Source organism: Kitasatospora sp. NPDC101235 (assembly GCF_044767505.1).
Taxonomy (GTDB): Bacteria; Actinomycetota; Actinomycetes; order Streptomycetales; family Streptomycetaceae; genus Kitasatospora.
Map to the genome: position 1 here is coordinate 165,466 of NZ_JBIWNZ010000016.1, position 20,956 is coordinate 186,421.

Genomic DNA, 20,956 nt, shown 5'->3' on the forward strand with positions numbered 1-20,956 from the left:
CTGCGATCCTGGCACGGCCGTTCGCACCCCGGAAGTGGCCCAAGGAACGGATGGCCGAACGCACCAGGCCCGTAGGCCGCCGCGCTCCTAGGCTGGCGGCCATGACGACGAACGAGACGACCGGGGGCCCGGTGCCCGCCCCCGAGCAGCGCCTGCAGATGTTCAAGCTGGCCCCCGACTACTACCAGGCGATGATCGCCGTGGACCGGGCCTCCCGGCAGGGCCTCGACCCGCGGCTCGCCCATCTGGTCAAGGTGCACGCCTCGATGATCAACGGCTGCGCCTTCTGCATCGACATGCACTCCACCGACGCCGACAAGCTCGGTGAGCAGGACCACCGCCTGCTCTCCCTCCCGGCCTGGCGCGAGACCCCGTGGTTCACCGCCCGCGAGCGCGCCGCCCTGGCCCTCACCGAGTCGATCACCCTGGTGACCCAGGGCCATGTGCCGGACGCCGTCTACGCGGAGGCCGCCGCACGGTTCGACGAGACCGAGCTGGCCCAGCTGATCGCGCTGATCGCCACGATCAACGTCTGGAACCGGCTCAGCATCTCCACCCGGATGAGCCCGGCGGCCAAGTGAGCGCCGCCGATCAGAACGCCCAGCGGGACAAGGCCCGGCTGCTGCGGGAGCTGCACCGCCCGGGAGAGCCGCTGGTGCTGGCGAACGCCTGGGACGTGCCGAGCGCCCGGCTGGTGGTCGGCGCGGGGGCGCGGGCGGTGGCGACGGCCAGCGCGAGCGTCTCCTGGTCGCTCGGCAGCGCGGACGGCGGCGGCGCCGACCGCGAGCAGGTGCTGGCCCGGACCGCCCAAGTGGTCCGAGCGGTCGACCTGCCGGTCACCGCGGACCTGGAGGGCGGCTACGCGGACACCGCCGCCGGGGTCGGCGAGACGGTTGCCGCGCTGCTCGCCACCGGCGCCGTCGGGGTGAACCTGGAGGACGAGGGCCGGCCGGCGGAGGAGGCCGCCGAGCGGATCGCGGCCGCCCGGGCCGCGGCGGACGCGGGCGGTGTGCCGCTCTTCGTCAACGCGCGCACCGACGTCTTCCTGCACGGGATCGGCGCTCCGGAGGGCCGGCTCGACGACGCGGTCCGCCGGCTGCGGGCGTACGTCGCGGCGGGCGCGGACGGGGTGTTCGTCCCCGGGGTGTCCGACCCGGAGACCATCGCCGCCCTGGTCGAGGCCGTCCCGGCGCCGCTGAACGTGCTGGCCGGCCCCGGCTCCGCGGCGGTCGCCGAGCTGGCGAAGCTCGGCGTGGCCCGGATCAGCCTGGGCCCCGGCCTGGCCGAGGTGGCGTACGCGGCGGTCCGCCGGGTCGCCGAGGAGGTGTACGGCCGCGGCACGTTCACCGCGCTCGCCGAGGGGCTGAGCTACCCGGAGCTCAACCGGCTGTCCGCGGGCTGAGTGCCGCGGACCGGGCGCCGTGGGACGGCCGGCCGTTCGGGGGTCGGCCGGCCGTCCACGGGCCGTTCGCCGGCCCGGCGGTATCAGTTCAGGATCTGCCCGCTGAGCCCCGGGTGGCTCATCTGGTCGGTCCCGATCGCCTCGACCTGGTCGGCGGCCTTGCCGACGACCGGGAGCTTGCCCGCGGTCCTCAGGGCGAGGTCGGCGGGGGAGAGTTCGAGCCCGTCGGTGAGGCCGCCGGTGACGTCCGGCGAGGAGGCGGTCTGGGTGGTGGCGGAGGCCGCCGGGACGGCGAGGGCGAGGCCCGCCATGGTGAGGGCGGCCAGGGTGGCGAGTTTCTTCATGCCCTGCCGAACGACCCGGACCGCCCTCAGGTAACCGGTCGGCTCAGACCGTCACCCACAGGGTGCGCACGCTGTTGCTGACGAACGAGGCGATCGGCTCGTCGGTCCGGCCCTGCGCACGGGCCAGCCCGGGGAAGCGGGTGAACAGGTGTCGCAGTGCCGTCTCGGCCTCCAGCCGGGCGAGCCCGGAGCCGAGGCAGAAGTGCGGGCCGTGGCCGAGCGACAGGTGCTTGGCGGGCTGCCGGGTGAGGTCGAAGCGGTCCGCGTCCGGGTGGTGCCCGGAGTCCCGCCCGGCCGCCGCGTACGAGGCCAGCAGCGCCTCGCCGCGCCGGATCACCACGTCGCCGACCGCGATGTCCTCGCTCGCGTAGCGCAGCGGGAACTGCCCGACCGGCGAGTCGTGGCGCAGCGTCTCCTCGACCACCGCGGACCACGGCTGCTCCCCGTCCAGGACGAGCCGCAGCTGGTCCGGGTGCGCGAGCAGGGCGCGGACGGCGTTGGTGATCAGGTTGAGCGTGGTCTCGTGCCCGGCGACCAGCATCAGCAGCAGGGTGCCGACCAGCTCGGCCTCGCTGAGTCGGTCGCCGGCCTCGCGGACGGCGATCAGGTCGGTGGTCAGGTCGTCGCCGGGCTCGGCCCGCTTGGCCGCCACCACCGAGGCCAGCAGCGCGTTCAGGTCCCGCTGCGCGGCCAGGGCGGCCGCCGGGGTGGCCGAGCTGGAGACCATGGTGTCGGACAGTTCGTGCAGCTCGTCCTGCTGCTCCAGCGCGAGGCCGAGCAGTTCGCCGATCACCTGCATCGGCAGTGGGTAGGCGAAGTGCCGCCGCAGGTCGAACTCGCCCTCCAGCTTCGCGACCTCGTCCAGCAGTGCGATCGTCCGGGCCTCGATGGCGGGGGCCAGGCCGGCTATCCGGCGCGGGGTGAAGGCCTGCGAGACCAGCCCGCGCAGCCGCCGGTGGTCCGCGCCGTCGGTGGTGACCATGCCGGGGACGGCGATGAAGTTGAGCAGCGGCCAGCCCTCCGGCAGCCGTCCCTCCCGGAAGGTGTTCCAGAGCCGGGCGTCCTTGCCGACGCGGGGGTCGGCCAGCAGCGACTGGAGGGTGTCGTGGTGGGTTACCGCCCAGACCACCACCCCGCCAGGGAGTTCCACCAGGACCGCGGGGCCGGCCGCGCGGAGTCGGGCGTTCTCGGCGTGCTGGTCGCGGCCGAAGGGGTCGAGTCTGACGGGCTCGGCGCGGGTTCCGGGGTCGGTGGTGTCCATGCGGGCCTCTCGGGGGCTGGCGGGCGGGGCGGGGTGAAGGCGCTGTAGAGCACCGGGAGGGCGGTCAGGGCCCGGGCCCACGGGGACGGGCGCCAGGTCAACTCTCCTGCTGGTACGGCCAGTTGGAGGTCGGGCAGGCGGTGCAGCAGGGTCTCGACGGCAGTCTCGACGATGATCCGGGCCGGGCGCTGGGCCGGGCAGACGTGCTTGCCCGCACCCCATGCGAGGTGTGCCCGGTTGCCGCCCAGCGAGCCGTGCGCGGCGGCCGAGACGCCCTGGGCGGCCGGGTCGGCGTTGGCCGCGGCCAGGCCGAGGACGAGCAGGTCGCCCTGGCTGATGTACTGGCCGCCGAGGACGGTGTCGCTGGTGGCCCAGCGGCCGGGGAAGTTCTGCGTCGGAGGGTCGCGCCAGAGCACCTCCTCCAGCGCGTCGGAGACGGTCAGCCGCCCGCCGGTCAGGGTGGCCCGGAAGCGCCGGTCGGTGAGCAGCAGCCGCAGCGTGTTGCCGGTCCAGCCGATGGTGGTCTCGTTCCCGGCGACCATCATCACCACCAGGTGGTGCACCGCCTCCTCGTCGGTCAGCGCGGCCGGGTGGGCCAGCAGCCAGGAGGTGAGGTCGGCGCTGGGCTCGGCCCGGCGGCGCCGTACCAGGTCGACCAGGACCGCGTGGAACTCCTCGTTGGCGCGCACCGATTCGGCGCCGCTGTCGGAGATGTCGTTGATCAGCCGGATCAGGTGCGGACCGGCGTCGGTGGGCAGGCCGAGCAGCCGGGTGAAGACCAGCAGCGGCAGCCGGTTCGCGTACTGGGCGACCAGGTCGGCGGTGCCGTCCGGGCCCCAGCTGTCGATCAGCCCGTTGGCGGCGGCCTCGGTGGTGCCGCGCAGCTGCCGGTGGTCGATCTGGGCGAGGGTGTCGGCGACAGCGGTGCGCAGCCGCTGGTGCTCGGCGCCGTCCAGGTTGAGCACGGTGGGCCGCCAGGCGGTCATCGGCTGGAGCCGCGAGTCGGCGGCCAGCCGGCCCTCGGCGGGCACCCGCCAGCGCCGCGAGTCCTTGGAGAACAGCGCCTCGTTGCGGGTGAGTTCGAGCAGCTCGGCGTAGCCGAGGACGAGCCAGGCCTCGACCCCGGGCTCCAGCTCGATCGGTGCGACCGGCCCGTAGCGCTCGCGCAGCCGGGCGTACAGGCCGTGCGGGTCCTCGGCGAGGGCCGGGCCGTACAGCGGGGTCAGCGGTACGCCCACGGGCAGCCCGCCGGGCAGGCTGCCGCCGTGGGCGACGGGGCACCCTCCGGAAACGCCGGGGGTCACGGGGTGTTCGGGAACGGTCATCCCTGGAGCTCCAGGACCGAGCTGCGGTGCAGGTGGTCGACGAAGTCGATCAGCAGGTCGTAGGACTGCCGGCGGTCGCGCGCGTCGCAGTGCAGGATCGGCACCTCCGGCAGCAGGTCCAGCGCCGAGCGCAGCTCCTCCTCCGGGTAACTCGGCGTGCCCGGGAAGGTGTTGACCGCGATCGCGAACGGGATGCGCTGCTCCTCCAGCCGGCCGAGCACGTCGAAGCTCTCGTCCGGGCGGCGCAGGTCGACCATGGCGATGGCGCCGAGCGCACCGCGCGACAGGTCGTCCCAGAGCGGCCAGAACCGCTGCTGCCCGGGCGTGCCGAACAGGTACAGGGCGAGCCGCGAGTTGAGCGTGATCCGGCCGAAGTCCAGCGCCACCGTGGTGGTGGTCTTGCCGGGGCGCCCGGTGAGGTCGTCCACGCCGGCGCTGGCGGCGGTCATGGTCTCCTCGGTGCGCAGCGGGGTGATCTCGCTCAGCGAGCCGACCAGGGTGGTCTTGCCCACCCCGAACGGACCGGTGACCAGGATCTTGACCGCGCCCTGCACCGAGGAGGGCAGGTACTGCGGCCCGTCGGCGGACCCGGCGGCCCCGGGGGCGGCTTCAGCGGAGTTGGCGGAGGCCAACGAGCACCTCTTCCAGAAGGGTTGCGGGCAGGCGTTCGGCCTGCGGAACGGGCGGGAGCACCTGCACGGCGCCGAGGTCCCACAGGTCCCCCACCAGCACCTTGACGACGCCGAGCGGCAGCCCCAGGTAGGCCGCCACCTCGGCGATGGACAGCAGGCTGTGACAGAGGTCGAGGATGCGCCGGTGTTCGCGGTTCAGCAGCGCGTCCTCGGGCAGCTCCGGCGGCTCGGGTAACGCGCTGACCAGGCTCTCCACGGCCAGCTCGGCCCGGGTGGGGCGGCTGCGCCCGCCGGTGATGACGTACGGCCGGACCGGGCCGCTCACCGGTGGCCCCCCGCCGCGTGGTCGAAGCGCGGCGGGCTGGTGAGGTGGGTGCCGATCCGCTCGACCAGGACCTGCATCTGGTAGGCGACCAGGCCGGCGTCCACCGCGTCGCCGGTCACCACGGCCAGGTGCGCGCCGGCCCCGGCGGCGACGATGAAGAGGTAGCCGCCGCCGTACTCGATGACGATCTGGCGGGTGGCGCTGCCCGGTCCGCCGAAGCCCGTCGCGACGCCGCGGGCCAGCGACTGCAGTCCGGAGCAGGCGGCGGCGAGCCGTTCGGCGTCGTCGCGCTCGATGCCCGCGCTGCGGCCGATCTCCAGGCCGTCGTTGGAGACGACGACGGCGTGCTGGACCTGCGGGACGGCGATGATGTCGGCGAGCAGCCAGCCGAGGTCAGGGGTGGTGGTCATGGAACTCTCCGGAGCGCTGGGGAAGTCGGGGGGAAGCGGGCAGGGAAGGGCCGGACTGGGCCTGGGCCCGGGCGGCGGAACGGCCGCTGGCGGTTCCGGCCTGGAACATCGCCATGAACGACTGCGCGTCCCGGGCCGAGCGGTAGGGCGGCGCGGGCGGCGGAGGGGGAGCGGCGTGCTGGGCGGGGCGGCCCGTGCGGCCGCGCCGGTGGCTCCGGCGGGGCAGCGGGGGAGGGGTGTCACCGGTGGCGGTGTGCCGGCCGGGCGGCGGGGTCTCCACCAGGGGGTGACCGGTGGGAGCGGTCGGTCGGGGGCCGGGGTTGAACGCCTGGTCGTCCGGCCCGAGGCCGGGGACGGTGGGCGGCAGCGGCTCGGTGAGCAGCGCGTTGGGCAGCAGCAGGACCACGCGCACGCCGCCGTACGGGGAGGGCGCCGAGCTGAGCGTGACCCGGAAGCCGTACTGCTCGGCGAGCCGGCCGACCGCGGCCAGGCCCAGCTGCGGTACCTCGCCCAGCCGGGAGACCTCCAGGGTGCTGCCGCCGGCCAGCGCGGCGGAGGCCTTGGCGACGGCCTGTTCCGGCATGCCGACGCCGCCGTCGTCGATCTCGATGACGGCGCCGTTGTGCACCGGCATCAGGGTGACGAACACCTGGGTGCTGGGCGGGGAGTAGCGGGTGGCGTTGTCCAGCAGCTCGGCGATCGCGTGGATCAGCGCCTCGGCGGCGGCGCCGACCACCGCGGTCTCGATCCGGCTGCGCACCACCACGCGCTGGAACGGCAGGATCCGCGACTGGGCGCCGCGGACGACGTCCTCCAGGGCGACCGGTTCCGGCCAGTGCCGGCCGGCCCGCGCGCCGCACAGCACGGCCAGGGTCTGGGCCAGCCGGGCCTGTTGGGCGGCCGCGTGGTCGGCCTTGAGCAGGCCCTCCAGCAGCGTCGGGTCGTCGTGGGTGCGCTCCATCTCGTCCAGCAGCGCCTGCTGGTCGTGGGCCATCACCAGGATCCGGCGGGCGACGCTGAGGAAGGCCCGCTGGGTGGAGGCGGTGTGCTCCTGCTCCTGCTGGACGGCGGCGAGTTCGGCGCCGCGGCGGGAGAGCTCGGCGGCGAGCTGTTCCTGGACGGCGACGAGTTCACGGTGCAGCCGCTCGGCGCGGCCGCGCTGGGTGACGGACACGGCGCGGTACCGCGCGGCGGCCACGAGGGCGAGGACGGCGAGTACGCCGGTTGCCGTTACGGACCACTGAGTCATCGTCACGCCGCGAATTCTAGGGTGATGATCCTACGAAGGTGTGAACGGATCTCGCCAAGTGACCGGATCTCGTCAATATCAAGTCAATTCGGCGTCAATCGGGAGTCGTTCGACCCCGATCCCCCCGCATGACGAGGCGTCCGGTCGGCCCGGCCGGTCCCCTCGGGAAGCGTCGGAATCGAGCCTGATGGCCGGATCACGTCCTGCGATGTGTGGGTCCTGTGTGCGGGGCGTCACGGAAGGGGCGTCGTCCGGTGCAGGAGCAGCAGCGCCACGTCGTCCGGCCGGGACCGCCGCTCGGTCACGTTCAGGGTGAGCAGATCGGCCAGCCGCTCCAGCGCCGGCTCCGGGCCGACCTGCCCCGGACCGGTCTGCCGGGCCCACAGTTCGAGCCCGCCGAGCATCCGCTGCACCGACTCGTCGTAGTCCTCCTCGCGGTCCTCGACCAGCCCGTCGGTGTACGCCAGCAGCGTCTCGCCGACCGCCAGCCGCTCCACCGCCAGCGGGTACGGCTGCTCCGGGTCCACACCCAGCGGCGGCCCGCCCGCCAGCTCCAGCTCGACGGCCGCGGCGTCCCCGGTGATCCGCACCGGCGCCGGGTGCCCGGCCCGGGCCGCGGTCAGCACGCCGTCGGCCGGGTCCAGGGTCAGGTAGAGGCAGGTCGCGAACAGCTCGGTGTCCAGCTCGGCCAGCAGCCGACTGGTGCGGGTCAGGGTGGCGGCCGGGTCGTGCCCGTCCGTCGCGTACGCCCGCAGCCCGCTGCGCAGCTGGCCCATCACCGCGGTGGCCTCGGCGTTGTGGCCCTGGACGTCGCCGATCACCAGCCCGATCAGGCCGTCCGGCAGCCGCAGCAGGTCGTACCAGTCGCCGCCGATCTGCATGCCCTCGGTGCTCGGCAGGTAGCGGGCGGCGCTGGTGATCCCGGACAGCCGGGGCAGGGTCCGCGGGAGCATCGCCCGCTGCAGCTCGGCGGCCCGGTGGTGGTGGGTGTCGTACAGCCGGGCCCGCTCCAGGGACTGCGCCAGGATGCCGGCGAAGGCCGAGTACAGGGTGCGGTCCTCGCGGCTGAACACCCGCTCGGCGGCGAAGGTGATCAGGCAGGAGCCGACCTGCTGCCCGGAGGCGACCAGCGGCAGCACCGCCCAGGCGGCCGGGGTGAGCGGGTCGCGCCGGGTGCGGTCCGCCGAGGGCTCGCTGAACAGCGGGGCGGAGCGGGCCGGCGAACGCTGCATCACGTCCTCGGACAGGTCCGCCAGGCGGGTGAGCCCGGTGCGGCGCGGGTCCCCGTACACGGTGTGCGAGACGGGCAGCAGCCGGCCCTCGTCCACCAGGTCCAGGACGATGCCGGCGGCGCCGAGGGCCGGGCGGGCGACGTCGGTGACGGCGGTGGTGACGTCCCGGACGGTCACCGCCCGGGACAGTGCCCGGGTGAGCGTCAGCAGCAGCGCCGTCCGGGCGGCGGCCGGGGAGTTCCGCTCCTCGGCCGGCGGCTGCTCCCGGTGCCCGACATCGGCCAGCAGCCCGGCGATCCGCACCGGCCGCCCGTGCACGTCCAGCATCACCTCGCCGGACTCCTCGACCCGGGCGACCCGGCCGTCGGGCCGCAGCACCCGGTAGCCGATCCGGTAGCGGCCGCCGGTGGCCAGCGCCTCGGCGAGCGCGGCCTGCACGTCCGGCAGGTCCTCCGGGTGGACCAGCCGGTCCAACTCGGGGGCGGCACCGTCCGGGGCGGCCGGGCGGCCCGCCAGCCGGAACGCCCCGGCGTCCCAGTAGCTCTCCCCGGTGACCAGGTCGCGCTCGAAGGCGCCGGACCCGGCGGCCCGCACGGCCAGCGACAGCAACGGGTGGGCGAGCCCGGCGGGGCGGCCGTCCGCCGCCTGCGGGCCCTCGGGTAACCGGACGCCGTACGGCACCCGGGTGCCGTACGGGAGGTGGGCGTCGGCGTGGTCCAGCAGGTGGGAGAGCCGGTGGGCGCAGGCCTCGGCGACGGTCTCCAGGACGTCCAGGTCGCGGCGCGGGACGGTGCCCCGGTGGGCCAGCGCGAGGGCGAGCGCACCGATCGGCCGCTCGTCCACGACCATCGGCAGGGTGATCACGGCGACCATCCCGGTGCCCATGCCGGCGTTCCTGTTCGGGTAGTCGATGCTGGTGTGCTCGGGGCTGAGCAGGTACGGGCGGCGCAGCCGCAGGGCCATCGCCGCGGGCAGCTCACCGGCCGGATCGACCACGCTGTAGCGCTCGTGCGCCCAGTCCGGCAGCCCGTGCGAGGCGGTCAGCCGGAGCATCCCGGCGGAGTCCAGCAGGTACAGCGCGGACCCCTCGCCGGTGATCCAGTTCGGGCCCTCGGCCAGGACGGTGCCGAGCAGCTCGGCGGCGCTGGTGCAGCCGAGCAGCAGGCGCACGCAGCGCATCGCACTGCGCGTGGGCGGACTGCCGGCGGGCTCCAGGGGCATTGATCCTTGATACCCCATTTCCCCGAACGGTGGATGGAGACCGAGCCGCCGCACCCGTCCGCAGGTGGGGCTCTCGCCCCGGCGCGGGCCGACCGCCTACGCGGGCCAGGTGCGGAGGCCGGTGGTGAGGGTGGTGATGAGGCGGTCGTGGGTGGTGGTGAGGTCTTCGGAGAGTCGGAAGGCGCCGGCGGTGGTGAGGGAGGCGAAGCCGTGGGCGAGGGAGCGGACGGTGCGGGCGGCGTGGATCGCCTCGGAGCCGTCGAGGCCGTACTCCCGCAGGACGGCGATGATCACCCCGACGAGCCGGGCGGCCGCGCGGGCCAGGTCGTCGTCGGGCTGCGGGGCCTGGGGGAGGGCGTTGTAGCGGTGCGGGTGCTCGGTGGCGTACGCGTGGTAGGCGCGCAGGACGGCGGCGACGGCGTCGTCCCCGCTGCGCCCGACGGCCGCCTCGGCCAGCCGGTCGGCCAGGTCCCCGGTGACCCGGACGGCGATCAGCCGCCGCAGTTCGGCGAGGCCGCCGCTGACGTGCTTGTACAGCGAGGGAGTGGCGACCCCGGCCCGGGCGGCGACGGAGGCCAGGGTGAGGGCCTCGGCGCCCTGCTCGTCGATGAGGGCGAGGGCGTGGTCGACGACCTGGTCGGGGGTCAGTCCTACGCGGGGCATGGGTTCGGGCTCTCCGTACGGGTGGAGTCGGGCGGGACGGGCGGGACGGGCGGGACGGGCGGGTCGGGGCGGGCGGGGCTCAGCCGAGCTCGGCGAGGAACGGCAGCAGGGCGTCCGCGGTGGCCGCGGGGTTGTCGGCCATCGGGTAGTGCCCGGACCCCTCGATCATCGCCTTCCGCGCGCCGAGTGCGGCGGCCTGCCGGTCGGCCACGAGCTCCGGCTTCGGGAAGTCGGGGTCCTTGCTGCCCATGACCACCAGCGCCGGGCACCGCACCGCGGCCGTCCAGCCGACCGGTGCCGAGTCGCCGTGGACGTACCCGCGGGTGGCGGTCTTCCGTCCCGGGGTGCGCAGCGCGGCGACCAGTCCGTCCACGTACGCGTCGAAGTCGGCGGGCTTGGCGCCGGGGAAGGCCATCCGGCGCAGGTAGAAGCCCCAGGAGGCCGGCCAGTGGACGAGGGCGGCGCCCATCAGGCCCATGACGCCGCGCATCAGGGCGCCCTGCGGCGGGTTCTCGACGAAGGCGTCGAGGAGGACGATCCCGGCGACCCGCTCGGGCGCGTCCCCGGCGGCCTTGACGACGGTCGCGCCGGTGTACGAGTTCCCGGCGAGGACGGCGCGGTCGATGCCGAGGTGGTCGAGCAGGGCGAGCACGTCGCCGGCGATGGCGGCCGGGCTGTAGTCGTCCCAGGTGACGGAGGATTCGCCGAAGCCCCGCAGGTCCATGGTGACGACCCGGTGGCCGGCGGCGACGAGCAGCGGGCGCAGGTGCCGGTACGCGGCCCGGCTGTCGAGCATGCCCGGGAGCAGGACGACGGGGGTGCCGTCGCCCTGCCGGGTGTCGTCGAAGGCGATCCGGCCGCCGGGAGCGGTCAGGTACCGGGTGCTCGGGGTGATGGTGCCGTTCATGGGTGGTCCCCTTCGGGCCGTCGGTGCGGGGCATCGGCTGTGCTGCCGATAGCCATAAAGCTAAGGCTAATAGCCTTAGCCGTCAAGCGACCGTCGGCGACGGGCCGCGGTGGCGGGCCGGGAGAAGGGGAAGGGGCCGGTCAGGCCCCCTCGACCTTGAACGGGTCGTGCTCGCTGAGCAGCTTCTCCAGTCGGGCCTGGTCGACCCGGGTGATCATCTCGCTGGACTCCTGCCGGTCCCGGATCACCTTCGCCAGCGTGAACGCGGAGGTGACGGTGTAGAGGAGGCCGACCCCGAGGAAGGCCCGGGTCCATCCGCCGACCGGCAGGTAGACGATTCCGGCGACGAGGGCGATGCCCGACAGGGAGAAGGAGAGGACGGCCTGGACGAAGTACGCGGCCGTGGTGCGGGCCTGCATCGGTGCGCTCATGGCGTCAGGATGCGGCGGCCCCGCCGGGCCGCACATGAGTAGGGGTACTCAGGTGAGGCCGTGCATGAGGGGCCGTTCGTTGACGTCCGATCACCTTCCACCGAGCTGCTCCAAACGGATGGCTTGGAATCGGAGCGTCCTAGGATTAACGTTTGATAACGCAGCACGGTTGTCAACGCCGTACCCAGACGGCACCGTGCGCCGTCGCCTAATCCCGCCGACCGGCCTCCGGGCAGGTCAGGGAGCCGGGGAACCACGTTCCTTGGGGTGAATCGGCGGGGCTCCGGCCCGGCCGTAGGAGACCTTCCTGCTCCGAACCCGTCAGCTAACCCGGTAGGCGCGAAGGAAGGAAAGGAGCGCGCCTCCCGTGGCGTCGACGCACACCCCGGCACACCCGGCCGGCTTCGCAGCCGGTACCCAGCTCCTCGACCACCCCGGCGCGGACGGCCCTGAGGACTTCGGTCCCGAGGCCTTCGGCGCAGAGGCCGAGACCAACCGCCACCGGATGCCGCGTCAGACCCGCGGAGCCTCCCCGCTGCTCGGCGTCACCGCCGTCGCCGCCACCCTGGGCGCCACCGGCTTCGCCTCGGCGACCCCGGCCGCCGCCCCCGCCGTCGAGGCCCCGGACGAGACCCCGGTCGCCCTCTCCGCCGACCCTGGCCTCGCGCTCGCCGCCCGCATCCAGCACCAGGCCGACAGCCAGCGCACCGCCGCCGAGGAGACCGCCCGGCTCCAGGCCGCGCAGGAGGCGGAGGCCAAGGCCGCCGCCAAGGAGGTCGAGGCCAAGCGCGCCGCCGAGGAGGCCGAGCGGGCCAAGGCCGCCGCCCTCACCCTCCCGGTGAACGACTACCGGCTCTCCGCCCACTACGGCCAGAGCGCCCGCTACTGGGCCAACCTGCACACCGGCCTGGACTTCGCCGCCGACACCGGCACCCCGGTCTACGCGCTCGGCCAGGGCACCATCACCTCGGCCGGCTGGGCCGGCTCGTACGGCTACCGGATCGTCGAGACCCTGCCCGACGGCACCGAGATCTGGTACTGCCACCTCTCCTCGATCACCAAGGGCTCCGGCAAGGTCGCCTCCGGCCAGCAGATCGGCAAGGTCGGCGCGACCGGCAACGTCACCGGCCCGCACCTGCACATGGAGGTCCGCCCCGGCGGCGGCGCCCCGGTCGACCCGGAGCCCTGGCTCCAGCAGCGCGGCCTCAACCCCTGACGCACCCGCACGAAGCCCCCGGCCCGGAGCACCCGCTCCGGGCCGGGGGCTTTGCGCGGCGTCTCACTCCTCGACGGGCAGCTGCGCCAGGTACGCCTCGATCTCCTCCGGGCCCGGCTCCGGCGCCAGCTCCGGGAACTCCGTCACCAGCAGCCGCGGCAGCCCCGGCACCGTCCACCCGCCGAACAGGTCGAGCGCCGCGTCGACCGCCGCCTCCTCGAACTGCCCGAAGTCCCCGGCCAGTTCGTCCGGCATCGGCCGCCCCTGCGCGGTCAGCTCGGCCAGGTTGCGGTAGCTGCGCCGCATCAGGCCCTGCTCCAGCAGCCGCCGCGCGCCGTCCGTGGCCATGCCGACCGACAGCACCCGGCCCGGGCCCCAGCCCTGCTCGTCCGGCTCGTCCAGCCAGCCGGCCGGCACCAGCGCCTCGTACGCGGCCAGCCGCTCCTCCTGCGCCAGCTCCCCGAAGCCGGCCAGCCAGTCCCGCACCGCCGCCCCGTCCGTGACGTCCACCCCGTGCGCGTGCAGCAGCAGCGCGTACAGCCGGGGCCAGGTCACCAGGTCGGCGCGGCGCAGCAGCCCGGCCGCGACCTCGCCCTGCCACTCGGCCTCCGCGTGCAGCCGCTCCTGGCGCTTGGCGTTGAGCCGCCGGGCCGCCCGTTGGTGGTCGATCAGCAGCCGGACGGCGTCGCCGTAGGCGAGCGGGTCCTCCTCGGGTGCCGGTTGGACGTACAGGTGGAGCCGCTCGTACAGCAGGTGCTCCACCGCGTCGGAGGTCAGTTCGGGCCAGCCGTCGTGCATCCTGCCCTCGCCCAGCTCCAGCAGCGCCAGCACCGCGCGCAGCGGCCCCTCGGCCACCGGCGCGCGGCCCTGCTCGGCCGCCCAGGCGAGCAGGTCGGCGGCCTTGGTGCGCGGGGCGAGCCGCAGGTCTTCGTCGTTCATAGTCCGAACGGTAGCCGCCGGGCGGGGATAGGGTCGGCAGCCATGGTCCCCGTACGACTCACCGGCCCGCGACTGGCCGTCCGCGAGTACCACCACACCGAGGGCGACGTGGACGCGCTGCACGCGCTGTTCGGCGACCCGGAGGTCACCCGCCACCTGCCCTTCGGGCCGAGCGGCCGGGAGGCCTGCGCCGACCAGGTCGAGCTCTACCTGGAGGAGGCGATGGCCGAGGAGCGGGACACCTACCGGCTCGCCGTCACCAGGCTCGCCGACGCCGAGGAGCCGCAGGACGCGACGCCGGTCGGGCAGGCCTCGCTCACCCTCGACGGGCACCGGGCCGCCCACCTCGGGTGCGTGCTGGCCCGCGAGTTCTGGGGCCGCGGCTACGCGGGCGAGGTCGTCGGCCTGCTCTGCGGCCTCGCCTTCGACGTCCTGGACCTGCACCGGCTGGCCGCCCGGGTCGCGGTGGCCAACGAGGCCTCCGTCAAGGTGCTCACCGGGCGGGGGTTCCGGCTGGAGGGGCGACTGCGGCACGACGGGTTCAAGGACGGCGTCTGGTCCGACTCGTTCCTCTACTCGCTGCTCGCCGACGAGTGGCCGGGCCCGGGCGCCCGCAGGCCGGGCCCGGACCGCTGAACGCCGCGGACGGGCCGGGGGGCGGCCGCCCGGACGCAGGGCGGACCGAACGAGGGGATCGCGGCGGAGGGGGGTTAACCCCACCCCGGATCCGCCAGGCCTCCGGATCACGCCTGGCCTGCGCGTCCGTCAGACTGGACACCGTCAGCAGGACGAACGACCGACAGTACGAGGGGCCGGGGGCCGGGAGCATGAGCAGCAGCCGCAGCATGGAGGACCGGGAGTGGGACGTCCCGGGCGGTTACGGTGACGACCCGCGCCCCGCCCGGGCCCGCCGGACCGAGCGGCGGCCGGCCCTGTGGCGGGCGCCGTTCTCGGCGTACTACTACCGCGAGGTCGGCTACGCGCTCAGCGGCCTGCCGGTGGCGATCGCCGGGTTCTCCGTCTCGATCGTCATGTTCTGCTTCGGCCTCGGCACCTTCGTGACCGTCCTCGGCCTGCCCGTGCTGGGCGCCCTGACCAGCCTCGCCCGCGGCTTCGGCCGGCTGGAGCGGGCCCGGGTGCGCGGCATGCTGGCCCTGGACGTCCCCGGCCCGGAGCCGGTGCGCCAGGTCCGCCCGGGCAGCTGGGGCGCGATCACCGCGCGGCTGGCGGACGCGGCCGGCTGGAAGGCCGTGCTGTACCAGGTGGTGATGTTCCCCTGGGCGGTGTTCAGCTTCTCGGTGACGCTGGTGTTCCTGCTGCTCGGCTGGGTGATGGCGCTCTACCCGCTCTACCACTGGGTCTTCCGGACCTACACCCCCTGGCACGGGTACCGGCTGTTCGACTACTCCGACAGCGAGGGCATCCAGCACGTGTACGAGGTCCAGGCGCCCTGGCAGATCGCCGTGCTCTCGGTCATCGGACTGCTGCTGGTCTTCCTCACCACGCAGCTGGTCCGCGGCCTGACCAACGTCAACCGGGCCGCCGCCCGGGGCCTGCTCGGCCGCTGACCCCCGGCGGCCCCGCCCGCGTCCCGGACACCTTCCGGATGCGGACGGGGCCGCTCCGTGTTCGGATGGCCGGGTGGCCGCCGCCGGTATTCCCCCCGTTCCCCCGGACATCCTGGTCACCTCCCGCCCGCTGGACGAGTACTGCGCCCTGTTCGGCCTCACCAGGGCGGGGCTCGCCGCGCTGCCCGGGCCGCTGCTGGACTGCCCCGGCGGCGCGGCCGGACTGGCCGCCGAGGCGCGTGAGCTGGGCTGCCGGGTGATCGCCGCCGACCCGGCGTACGCGCTGCCGTCGGCGGTGGTCGCGGACCGCGCGCTGGCCGCCCGGGCCGCGATGGCCGCCGCGATGGCCGCCCGCCCCCGGCTCTACCCCTCGCCCCGCCCGTACCGGTCCGAGCGCTACCTGCGCAGCTGGGACCGCGCTCGCCGGCTGTTCGCCGCCGACTCGGCCGCCCACCCGCAGCGGTACGTGGCCGCCGAGCTGCCCCGGCTGCCCTTCGCGGACGGCTCGTTCGCCCTCACCTTGAGCGGATACCTGCTCTTCGCCTATCCCGAACTCTTCGGCCCGGCACGCCAGGTGGCCGCACTGGTGGAGCTGGTCCGTGTCACCGCCGCGGACGGCGAGGTCCGGGTTCAGCCGCTGAACGACGGGTACGGCCGCCGCTGCGGCCACCTCGACCGGCTGCGGTACGCGCTCGGCGAGCGCCGGATAGCCAGCGAGGTCCGCCGACTGCCCGGCCCGGTGGACGGCCGCACCTGCCGGGTCCTGGTGCTGCGGGCCGCCGACCGGCGCCGCCGGGCCGTGCTCCCAGTGAGCATGTAATAGTCAGTGTCGGGGTGCGCTCCTATACTCGCCGGCATGAACGAGACCATGATCCGGCGCGCCGACGAGACCGACGCCGACCTGCTCACCGACCTGGTCCAGGCGTCCTCCGCCTACCACGGCGAGTACGCCCCGATGATCGACGGCTACCGGGTGACGCCCGAGTACATTGCCCGCCACGAGGTGTTCCTCACCGCCGATTCGGCCACCGGCCAACTGCTCGGCTTCTACGCCCTGATCCGCGAACCGGCCGAACTCGACCTGATGTTCGTCGCCGACGAGGCCCAGGGGCGCGGCACCGGCCGCGAGTTGATCGCGCACATGCTGGAGTTGGCCCGCAGCGCCGGCATCGCCGAGGTGCGGGTCGTCTCCAACCCGCCCGCCGAGCGCTTCTACCTGCGGGTGGGCGCCGAGCGTGTCGGCACCTTCCCGGCCCGGGGGCGGATCACCTGGGACCGGCCCGAGCTGCGCTTCGCCGTCCGGGCCGATTAGACGTACGCACGCGGGGACGGGGCGCTGTTCCGCCGGAGTGCTTCTCTGGCGTGGGCGGCATGGCGGTGGACGGCGGCCGGGGGGAGCGTGCCGGGGCGGGGCGGCGGGGGTGTCGGGGTGCCTCGGCAGGCGCGGCAGAGGCCTCCGAGGAGGGCTTGGGGGCGGCAGGGGGTGCGGCAGGCCGTGCACTCGGGGATGCGGGTGAGCTGTTGGGGCGGGTGGGGGCGTTCCGGAGGGAGCTTGTCGAGCAGGCGGCGGCGGGTGAAGGCGGCCGGGCTGTGGATGTCGGGCGGGAGGCCGTTGGTGAGGGCGACGGTGAAGAGAGCGGGCGTGGCGCCCCGGGCGAACCACTCGGCGGCGAGGGGTTCGAGGGCGGTGCAGTCGGCGGCGGAGAGGGCGAGACGGGGGTCGGCGAGGCCGAGGCCGGCGAGCGCGGCGTAGGCGACCGAGGGGAGGGGCGTGTGGTTGCGGACGGCCGTTCGCTCGTCCGGGGGATCGGGGTCGGCGGGCGTTGACGTGCCGCCCGTGTCGCCGCTGCCGCCGGTGGCGAGGAAGCGGTTCCACCAGGCGTCGGAGCGGGGCGTGCGGGAGAAGTAGGTGTGGAACACCCAGCGGCAGTCCTTGGAGCTGAGGCGCTCGCGGACGCGGCGCAGGTGACCTGCGGTGGAGAGCCTGTTGAGGGCCGTGCGGCAGGCTGCCTGCCCGTAGTGGGGCTGGAGGACGGCGAGGGACTTGATGTCCATGGCGGCGCCGTCGGGGAGGTGGTCGATGAGCGAGGCGAGGTAGGCCTCGCGGGCCGGGAGGTGGGCGAAGTCGGTCGCGGAGCGGGGGAGTTGCTCCGGCGCGGACTGCTTGCCGTACCCGGGGGCGGCCATAGCGGTAGAGTCGTGGGTAGCCACAGGATCGAGTCGCATTCGGTCGTGCCGGTCAGACCCCCGTTCGGTGCTGCTAACACCGGCCGGGGGTTGTTTCGTTGCTGCGCACGCTACATGGCCGAACTGCCTGTGGAAAAGTTGTGACGATAAGTCATATCTGCTGCTAGCAGGGCCGGTTAGGTAGGTGGTTTACCTCACCGTTCCATTGAGGGTCACTCGACGGGCGCCCCTTGAGCTTCGGGCGCGAACGAGACGAACGCGGACCACGCCTCGGGGGAGAAGGCGAGGGTCGGGCCGGTCTTGTCCTTGGAGTCGCGGACGTGGATGGTGGAGGGGCAAGCGGCGACCTCGACGCAGTCGCCGCCCGCAGTTCCGCTGTAGCTGGACTTCACCCAGGCGACAGCGACTTCGACACAGTTGCCGCCCCCGGTCCCGCTGTGGCTGGACTTCACCCAGGTCAGGTTGGTGCTCATAGCTCCTCCGCCAACTTGCTGATGAAACGAGCCGACTCCTCAGGGCTGAGCTTGGCGTTCAACCTCGCGGGTCACTCGACCTGCTGAGATGCCCGGAAACCAGCGGCACGTGAGGCGGCCGTTCTCCACGCTTCGAGTGGGAGGCCTCGGCCAACTGTTCCCGTGTCACGCCCGCCCGTTGGCGAGAACGCTTGACCTGATCGCCGCCGTACTTCCAAGCCATCGGGTACTGCTTCGGCGTGCTCACGGCTCCGCACCCCCTCCTGCCCTGGTCGCAGGGCGGTCAAGGTCTCGCTGCAAGTGCGCTGTTGCTCCCGAGGCTGTGCCCGCCTGTGGACGCTTGATGAGCGAAATGGCCGAACTCAGCCCTTCAGAGTGAAGCGGACCGTCCGCATCTCCCCGAGGCCCTGACACCCGCCCGGCCCGGCAACCGGACTCACCCGGCTAGGAGTTGCCCCCGGCGTCCGGTTGTGCCGGCACTCCCGCCGCCGACTGCTGCTCCGGCAGGACGGCCGCCGCCGGGAGCCGGGAGAGGATCTTCTCCGCCAGCCAGCTGCGGTCCGACCCGTACGGAATGCCCCGCGGGTCGACCAGCTGCCGCGCCACCGCGTCCCGCAGCCGCTGCGCCCCGGCGGCGGGCAGCCGGGACAGCAGCCCCCGGGCGGCCAGCAGCGCGTGGTACTGCTCGAAGCCCGAGCGCGGGTGCTCGATCGCGTCCAGCACGCTCGACAGGTCCGCCAGCGCCGGGTCGCCCTGCATCAGCGCGAGCGCCTGGATCCGCCGGCCCTCGGAGCCGTCCGCGAAGAGGGCCCGGACCTGGTCGGCGGTCAGCGCCGAACGCCGCGCGGTGGAACGGACCTCGGCCACCACGCCCTCCGGCCCGGCCGGTGAACCGGAGGAGGGCGGCAGCTGTCCGACCAGCGCGGCCGGGCGCTCCGTGGTGCCGCCCAGCAGCCCGAGCTGCTGCATCGCGCGGACCCGCAGGTCGTCCGCGCCCACCTTGTCGCCGTGCCGGTCGCGGTCCTGCCCGGCGAGGAAGAGGTCCAGCGCCTGGTCGGTCTCGGTGAGCGCCTGCGGCAGCGCCAGCCGGGTCACCAGCCAGCCGGCCAGGAAGCCGAAGATCAGGAAGTACAGCACCAGCGCCGCCGCGAACGGCACCGCCGCCTCGCCCCCGCCGAGCACGGGCGCCAGCGCCGTACCGAGGTCGTGCAGCCGCTCGCCGAGCGAGCCGAGCTGGGTCAGCCCGACACCCAGCAGCACCTTGGTCAGCCAGTCCGAGACCTGCTCCAGATTGGTGTTCGGCGCGTACGAGCCCTGCGGCTCACCGGTGCCGCCGCCGCGCACCCGGGGCACTCCGAACAGGAAGCCCAGCCCGCCGCCCAGGACCACCGAGGCCCCGACCACCACCAGCCCGCCCCCGAGCGCCTGCCAGGCGTGTTCCCGGCCGAGCGCGAACAGCAGCAGCCCGACCAGGCCCGTCCCGGCCAGTACCCCGGTGGCGCCCCACTGCGCCGTCCGCCGTGCCGCCCCGGCGCCCGGCCGCCGCGCCTTCACCATCGCCTACCCCCTGTGCCCGCGCCGCTCCGCTCCGGAACCCGCGCCGACTCTAGCGCCGCGGCCCCACCGCGGAAACGTCCCGGCCCCGCGCCTCCCGTCACGACGTGCGGAGCCCCGGGAAACGACGGCGCCCCGGGAAACAGTGGAGCCCCCGGACACGCCACGGGGAGCCTCCGGAATCGTGCCGGAAGCTCCCCGGGAACGCAGACGGCCCGCGGGCTGCTCCTTCGACGCCGGCCCGTGCACTGGCCAGGCGCCGAGGCACCGGGGATGTACCGGTGAGCCCGCGGGCCGGGTGACTGCTTTGGATTCGCCTGCCGGAGGCCTGGGGCCTCACCCTGCGCAGGCAGGGGCGGCTCTAGCGAGCAGCCACCTCACGCATCCTGATGGAACTCAATTCAGGATCACCTCCCTTCAGTGTGCAGCCACCATAGGCAGCCCACCGGAGGAAGGGCAACGGATTATTCGCGGCGCCCCGCGCGGCCGACGGAGTCAGCCGTGCAGGGCGCCCGGATCCGCTGCTCAGGCGCTCTTGAGCTGGTCCTTGAACTTGGTGAAGTCGATCGTGTTCTCGGCCGACGGGACCTGGATGGTCAGCGGCTTGTCGAACTCGCTGAAGTCGATCTTGCCGCCGTCCTTGGCGCCGGCGTTCTCGATCCGCACCGGGTAGGGCTTGCCCTCGGTGGCGATGTTGAGGGTCGTGACCTCGCCCTTGGAGTCGGTGGCCTTGAGGCTGAAGGTCTTCACACCGTTGATGTTGCCGGCGGAGCCCTTCTCGACCTTGTTGCCGGTGCCCTCCTCCGAGCCGATCTTCTTGGTGAACTCGGCGAGGTTGCAGATGCTGGTGAGGGAGCCCATCGACGGGTCGCTCTCGAAGCCGGTCAGGTAGCGACCCTTGAACAGCTCGGCGGCCTTGGCGCCGTTCGGGCCGCCCATGTTGGTCCAGAAGGCGGTGTCCGGCTTGACGTACGAGGTCTTGCCGTCGCTGATGATCTCGAACTTGCCCATGCCCGGCATCGCCATGGTGCCGGTGCACTGGCTCTTGTTGTCCAGCGACAGGTTCATCTCCATCTGGCCCTCGTCGGTGCCGATGCTGCCGGCCATCTTGAGGGAGGTCGCGGAGGCCAGGGCGTCCTTGGCCTGCTTCTCGATGTCCTTCGCGCTGAGCTTGTCGGTGTCGAGCTTCTGCGAGGCGCCCGCCTTGGCGTCGCCGGCCTTCCCGTCGCTCTTGGTACCGCCGCACGCGGCGGTACCGGCGGCCAGGACGAGGCAGATCGCGGCGGTGCTGACCAGTCGCTTCGACGACATGTGGTTTTTCCTGTCCGGGGTGGCCCGAGCCCCCCAAATGAGATGAATTTTTCCTCAGTATGGTTCAGGCACCTGACAGGTGATCGCCGGACGGACCGCCGTTACAGCTTCGTGGCAGGACCGTGTTCTGTTCGCGCCCGGACACGCGAAAGGCCCGGAGGACGTGTCCTCCGGGCCTTTCTGCTACTGAGTAGCGGGGACAGGATTTGAACCTGCGACCTCTGGGTTATGAGCCCAGCGAGCTACCGAGCTGCTCCACCCCGCGTCGGTGAACACAACAATACGTGGAAGTCGCCGAGATGGGAA

The 20,956-nt window shown here is 73.8% G+C and carries 23 protein-coding genes, 1 tRNA gene and 1 riboswitch; of the genes, 7 read left to right on the forward strand and 17 right to left on the reverse strand.

The window, feature by feature from the left end; all coding sequences use genetic code 11:
- Positions 1-101: 101 nt before the first annotated feature.
- Entirely contained in the window at positions 102-581 is a 480-nt protein-coding gene (locus ACIRRH_RS25700; protein ID WP_403071749.1) for a carboxymuconolactone decarboxylase family protein, read from the forward strand.
- Entirely contained in the window at positions 578-1,402 is an 825-nt protein-coding gene (locus ACIRRH_RS25705) for an isocitrate lyase/phosphoenolpyruvate mutase family protein (RefSeq protein ID WP_403071752.1), read from the forward strand. Before ACIRRH_RS25700 ends, ACIRRH_RS25705 begins: the two co-directional genes overlap by 4 nt.
- 83 nt (positions 1,403-1,485) lie before the next feature.
- Here the strand turns inward: ACIRRH_RS25705 and ACIRRH_RS25710 are convergent, their stop codons facing one another.
- From ACIRRH_RS25710 to ACIRRH_RS25760, 11 genes are all read right to left on the reverse strand, one after another.
- Positions 1,486-1,746, reverse strand: a complete 261-nt coding sequence (locus tag ACIRRH_RS25710; RefSeq protein ID WP_403071755.1) for a hypothetical protein — start codon at positions 1,744-1,746, stop codon at positions 1,486-1,488.
- Positions 1,747-1,789: 43 nt separating this feature from the next.
- A complete protein-coding gene (locus ACIRRH_RS25715; RefSeq protein ID WP_403071757.1) occupies positions 1,790-2,875 on the reverse strand; it encodes a cytochrome P450 in 1,086 nt (361 codons plus the stop codon).
- Complete coding sequence (locus ACIRRH_RS25720; protein ID WP_403071760.1) at positions 2,860-4,332, reverse strand: cytochrome P450; 1,473 nt, start codon at positions 4,330-4,332, stop codon at positions 2,860-2,862. The genes ACIRRH_RS25715 and ACIRRH_RS25720 overlap by 16 nt, the downstream gene beginning before the upstream one ends.
- The gene (locus tag ACIRRH_RS25725) at positions 4,329-4,964 is read right to left on the reverse strand and encodes a GTP-binding protein (protein ID WP_403071763.1); all 636 of its coding nucleotides are present in this window, start codon (positions 4,962-4,964) and stop codon (positions 4,329-4,331) included. Before ACIRRH_RS25725 ends, ACIRRH_RS25720 begins: the two co-directional genes overlap by 4 nt.
- On the reverse strand, positions 4,942-5,289 hold the full coding sequence (locus ACIRRH_RS25730; RefSeq protein ID WP_403071766.1) for a DUF742 domain-containing protein: 348 nt from the start codon (positions 5,287-5,289) through the stop codon (positions 4,942-4,944). Before ACIRRH_RS25730 ends, ACIRRH_RS25725 begins: the two co-directional genes overlap by 23 nt.
- The gene (locus ACIRRH_RS25735; RefSeq protein ID WP_403071769.1) at positions 5,286-5,699 is read right to left on the reverse strand and encodes a roadblock/LC7 domain-containing protein; all 414 of its coding nucleotides are present in this window, start codon (positions 5,697-5,699) and stop codon (positions 5,286-5,288) included. Before ACIRRH_RS25735 ends, ACIRRH_RS25730 begins: the two co-directional genes overlap by 4 nt.
- Entirely contained in the window at positions 5,683-6,948 is a 1,266-nt protein-coding gene (locus tag ACIRRH_RS25740) for a sensor histidine kinase (protein WP_403071843.1), read from the reverse strand. The genes ACIRRH_RS25735 and ACIRRH_RS25740 overlap by 17 nt, the downstream gene beginning before the upstream one ends.
- Before the next feature lie 233 nt (positions 6,949-7,181).
- A complete protein-coding gene (locus tag ACIRRH_RS25745; RefSeq protein ID WP_403071772.1) occupies positions 7,182-9,401 on the reverse strand; it encodes a SpoIIE family protein phosphatase in 2,220 nt (739 codons plus the stop codon).
- A 96-nt stretch (positions 9,402-9,497) separates the two neighbouring features.
- The gene (locus ACIRRH_RS25750; protein ID WP_403071775.1) at positions 9,498-10,064 is read right to left on the reverse strand and encodes a TetR/AcrR family transcriptional regulator; all 567 of its coding nucleotides are present in this window, start codon (positions 10,062-10,064) and stop codon (positions 9,498-9,500) included.
- Between the two features lie 79 nt (positions 10,065-10,143).
- Entirely contained in the window at positions 10,144-10,971 is an 828-nt protein-coding gene (locus ACIRRH_RS25755) for an alpha/beta fold hydrolase (protein ID WP_403071778.1), read from the reverse strand.
- A 140-nt stretch (positions 10,972-11,111) separates the two neighbouring features.
- The gene (locus ACIRRH_RS25760) at positions 11,112-11,402 is read right to left on the reverse strand and encodes a YiaA/YiaB family inner membrane protein (protein ID WP_403071781.1); all 291 of its coding nucleotides are present in this window, start codon (positions 11,400-11,402) and stop codon (positions 11,112-11,114) included.
- A gap of 195 nt (positions 11,403-11,597) precedes the next feature.
- Positions 11,598-11,756, forward strand: a riboswitch (cyclic di-AMP (ydaO/yuaA leader).
- Positions 11,757-11,769: 13 nt separating this feature from the next.
- Between ACIRRH_RS25760 and ACIRRH_RS25765 the strand changes: the two genes are divergently transcribed.
- Positions 11,770-12,618: a M23 family metallopeptidase gene (locus tag ACIRRH_RS25765; RefSeq protein WP_403071784.1), complete on the forward strand. Its 849-nt coding sequence runs from the start codon at positions 11,770-11,772 to the stop codon at positions 12,616-12,618.
- Positions 12,619-12,681: 63 nt separating this feature from the next.
- On the opposite strand, the gene ACIRRH_RS25770 is transcribed toward ACIRRH_RS25765, so the two are convergent.
- Positions 12,682-13,557: a hypothetical protein gene (locus ACIRRH_RS25770; protein ID WP_403071786.1), complete on the reverse strand. Its 876-nt coding sequence runs from the start codon at positions 13,555-13,557 to the stop codon at positions 12,682-12,684.
- 42 nt (positions 13,558-13,599) lie between these two features.
- Here ACIRRH_RS25770 and ACIRRH_RS25775 point away from each other — a divergent pair, with 42 nt between their 5' ends.
- The 4 genes from ACIRRH_RS25775 to ACIRRH_RS25790 all read left to right on the forward strand — a co-directional run bounded on the left by ACIRRH_RS25775 (position 13,600) and on the right by ACIRRH_RS25790 (position 16,437).
- Positions 13,600-14,193, forward strand: coding sequence for a GNAT family N-acetyltransferase (locus ACIRRH_RS25775; protein ID WP_403071789.1), 594 nt, complete (start codon positions 13,600-13,602; stop codon positions 14,191-14,193).
- A gap of 191 nt (positions 14,194-14,384) precedes the next feature.
- Entirely contained in the window at positions 14,385-15,125 is a 741-nt protein-coding gene (locus ACIRRH_RS25780) for a sensor domain-containing protein (protein WP_403071792.1), read from the forward strand.
- Between the two features lie 73 nt (positions 15,126-15,198).
- The gene (locus tag ACIRRH_RS25785; protein ID WP_403071794.1) at positions 15,199-15,945 is read left to right on the forward strand and encodes a hypothetical protein; all 747 of its coding nucleotides are present in this window, start codon (positions 15,199-15,201) and stop codon (positions 15,943-15,945) included.
- Positions 15,946-15,981: 36 nt separating this feature from the next.
- Positions 15,982-16,437 carry a GNAT family N-acetyltransferase gene (locus tag ACIRRH_RS25790; protein WP_403071797.1) on the forward strand — a complete coding sequence of 152 codons (456 nt, stop codon included), beginning with the start codon at positions 15,982-15,984 and terminating at the stop codon, positions 16,435-16,437.
- Here ACIRRH_RS25790 and ACIRRH_RS25795 read toward each other — a convergent pair.
- From ACIRRH_RS25795 to ACIRRH_RS25815, 5 genes are all read right to left on the reverse strand, one after another.
- A complete protein-coding gene (locus tag ACIRRH_RS25795) occupies positions 16,434-17,312 on the reverse strand; it encodes a hypothetical protein (RefSeq protein WP_403071800.1) in 879 nt (292 codons plus the stop codon). The genes ACIRRH_RS25790 and ACIRRH_RS25795 overlap by 4 nt on opposite strands.
- A gap of 212 nt (positions 17,313-17,524) precedes the next feature.
- Positions 17,525-17,785 carry a DUF397 domain-containing protein gene (locus ACIRRH_RS25800; RefSeq protein ID WP_403071802.1) on the reverse strand — a complete coding sequence of 87 codons (261 nt, stop codon included), beginning with the start codon at positions 17,783-17,785 and terminating at the stop codon, positions 17,525-17,527.
- A 444-nt stretch (positions 17,786-18,229) separates the two neighbouring features.
- On the reverse strand, positions 18,230-19,342 hold the full coding sequence (locus tag ACIRRH_RS25805; RefSeq protein ID WP_403071804.1) for a hypothetical protein: 1,113 nt from the start codon (positions 19,340-19,342) through the stop codon (positions 18,230-18,232).
- Positions 19,343-19,864: 522 nt separating this feature from the next.
- Complete coding sequence (locus ACIRRH_RS25810; protein WP_403071807.1) at positions 19,865-20,650, reverse strand: hypothetical protein; 786 nt, start codon at positions 20,648-20,650, stop codon at positions 19,865-19,867.
- Between the two features lie 191 nt (positions 20,651-20,841).
- Positions 20,842-20,915, reverse strand: a tRNA-Met gene (locus tag ACIRRH_RS25815).
- Positions 20,916-20,956: the final 41 nt, after the last annotated feature.

Coding starts and splice junctions, on each gene's coding strand:
- ACIRRH_RS25700 (WP_403071749.1), top strand. CDS start 102: ATGACGACGAACGAGACGACCGGGGGCCCGGTGCCCGCCCCCGAGCAG.
- ACIRRH_RS25710 (WP_403071755.1), bottom strand. CDS start 1,746: ATGAAGAAACTCGCCACCCTGGCCGCCCTCACCATGGCGGGCCTCGCC.
- ACIRRH_RS25720 (WP_403071760.1), bottom strand. CDS start 4,332: ATGACCGTTCCCGAACACCCCGTGACCCCCGGCGTTTCCGGAGGGTGC.
- ACIRRH_RS25735 (WP_403071769.1), bottom strand. CDS start 5,699: ATGACCACCACCCCTGACCTCGGCTGGCTGCTCGCCGACATCATCGCC.
- ACIRRH_RS25740 (WP_403071843.1), bottom strand. CDS start 6,948: ATGACTCAGTGGTCCGTAACGGCAACCGGCGTACTCGCCGTCCTCGCC.
- ACIRRH_RS25745 (WP_403071772.1), bottom strand. CDS start 9,401: ATGCCCCTGGAGCCCGCCGGCAGTCCGCCCACGCGCAGTGCGATGCGC.
- ACIRRH_RS25750 (WP_403071775.1), bottom strand. CDS start 10,064: ATGCCCCGCGTAGGACTGACCCCCGACCAGGTCGTCGACCACGCCCTC.
- ACIRRH_RS25755 (WP_403071778.1), bottom strand. CDS start 10,971: ATGAACGGCACCATCACCCCGAGCACCCGGTACCTGACCGCTCCCGGC.
- ACIRRH_RS25760 (WP_403071781.1), bottom strand. CDS start 11,402: ATGAGCGCACCGATGCAGGCCCGCACCACGGCCGCGTACTTCGTCCAG.
- ACIRRH_RS25770 (WP_403071786.1), bottom strand. CDS start 13,557: ATGAACGACGAAGACCTGCGGCTCGCCCCGCGCACCAAGGCCGCCGAC.
- ACIRRH_RS25775 (WP_403071789.1), top strand. CDS start 13,600: ATGGTCCCCGTACGACTCACCGGCCCGCGACTGGCCGTCCGCGAGTAC.
- ACIRRH_RS25780 (WP_403071792.1), top strand. CDS start 14,385: ATGAGCAGCAGCCGCAGCATGGAGGACCGGGAGTGGGACGTCCCGGGC.
- ACIRRH_RS25790 (WP_403071797.1), top strand. CDS start 15,982: ATGAACGAGACCATGATCCGGCGCGCCGACGAGACCGACGCCGACCTG.
- ACIRRH_RS25795 (WP_403071800.1), bottom strand. CDS start 17,312: ATGGCCGCCCCCGGGTACGGCAAGCAGTCCGCGCCGGAGCAACTCCCC.
- ACIRRH_RS25800 (WP_403071802.1), bottom strand. CDS start 17,785: ATGAGCACCAACCTGACCTGGGTGAAGTCCAGCCACAGCGGGACCGGG.
- ACIRRH_RS25805 (WP_403071804.1), bottom strand. CDS start 19,342: ATGGTGAAGGCGCGGCGGCCGGGCGCCGGGGCGGCACGGCGGACGGCG.
- ACIRRH_RS25810 (WP_403071807.1), bottom strand. CDS start 20,650: ATGTCGTCGAAGCGACTGGTCAGCACCGCCGCGATCTGCCTCGTCCTG.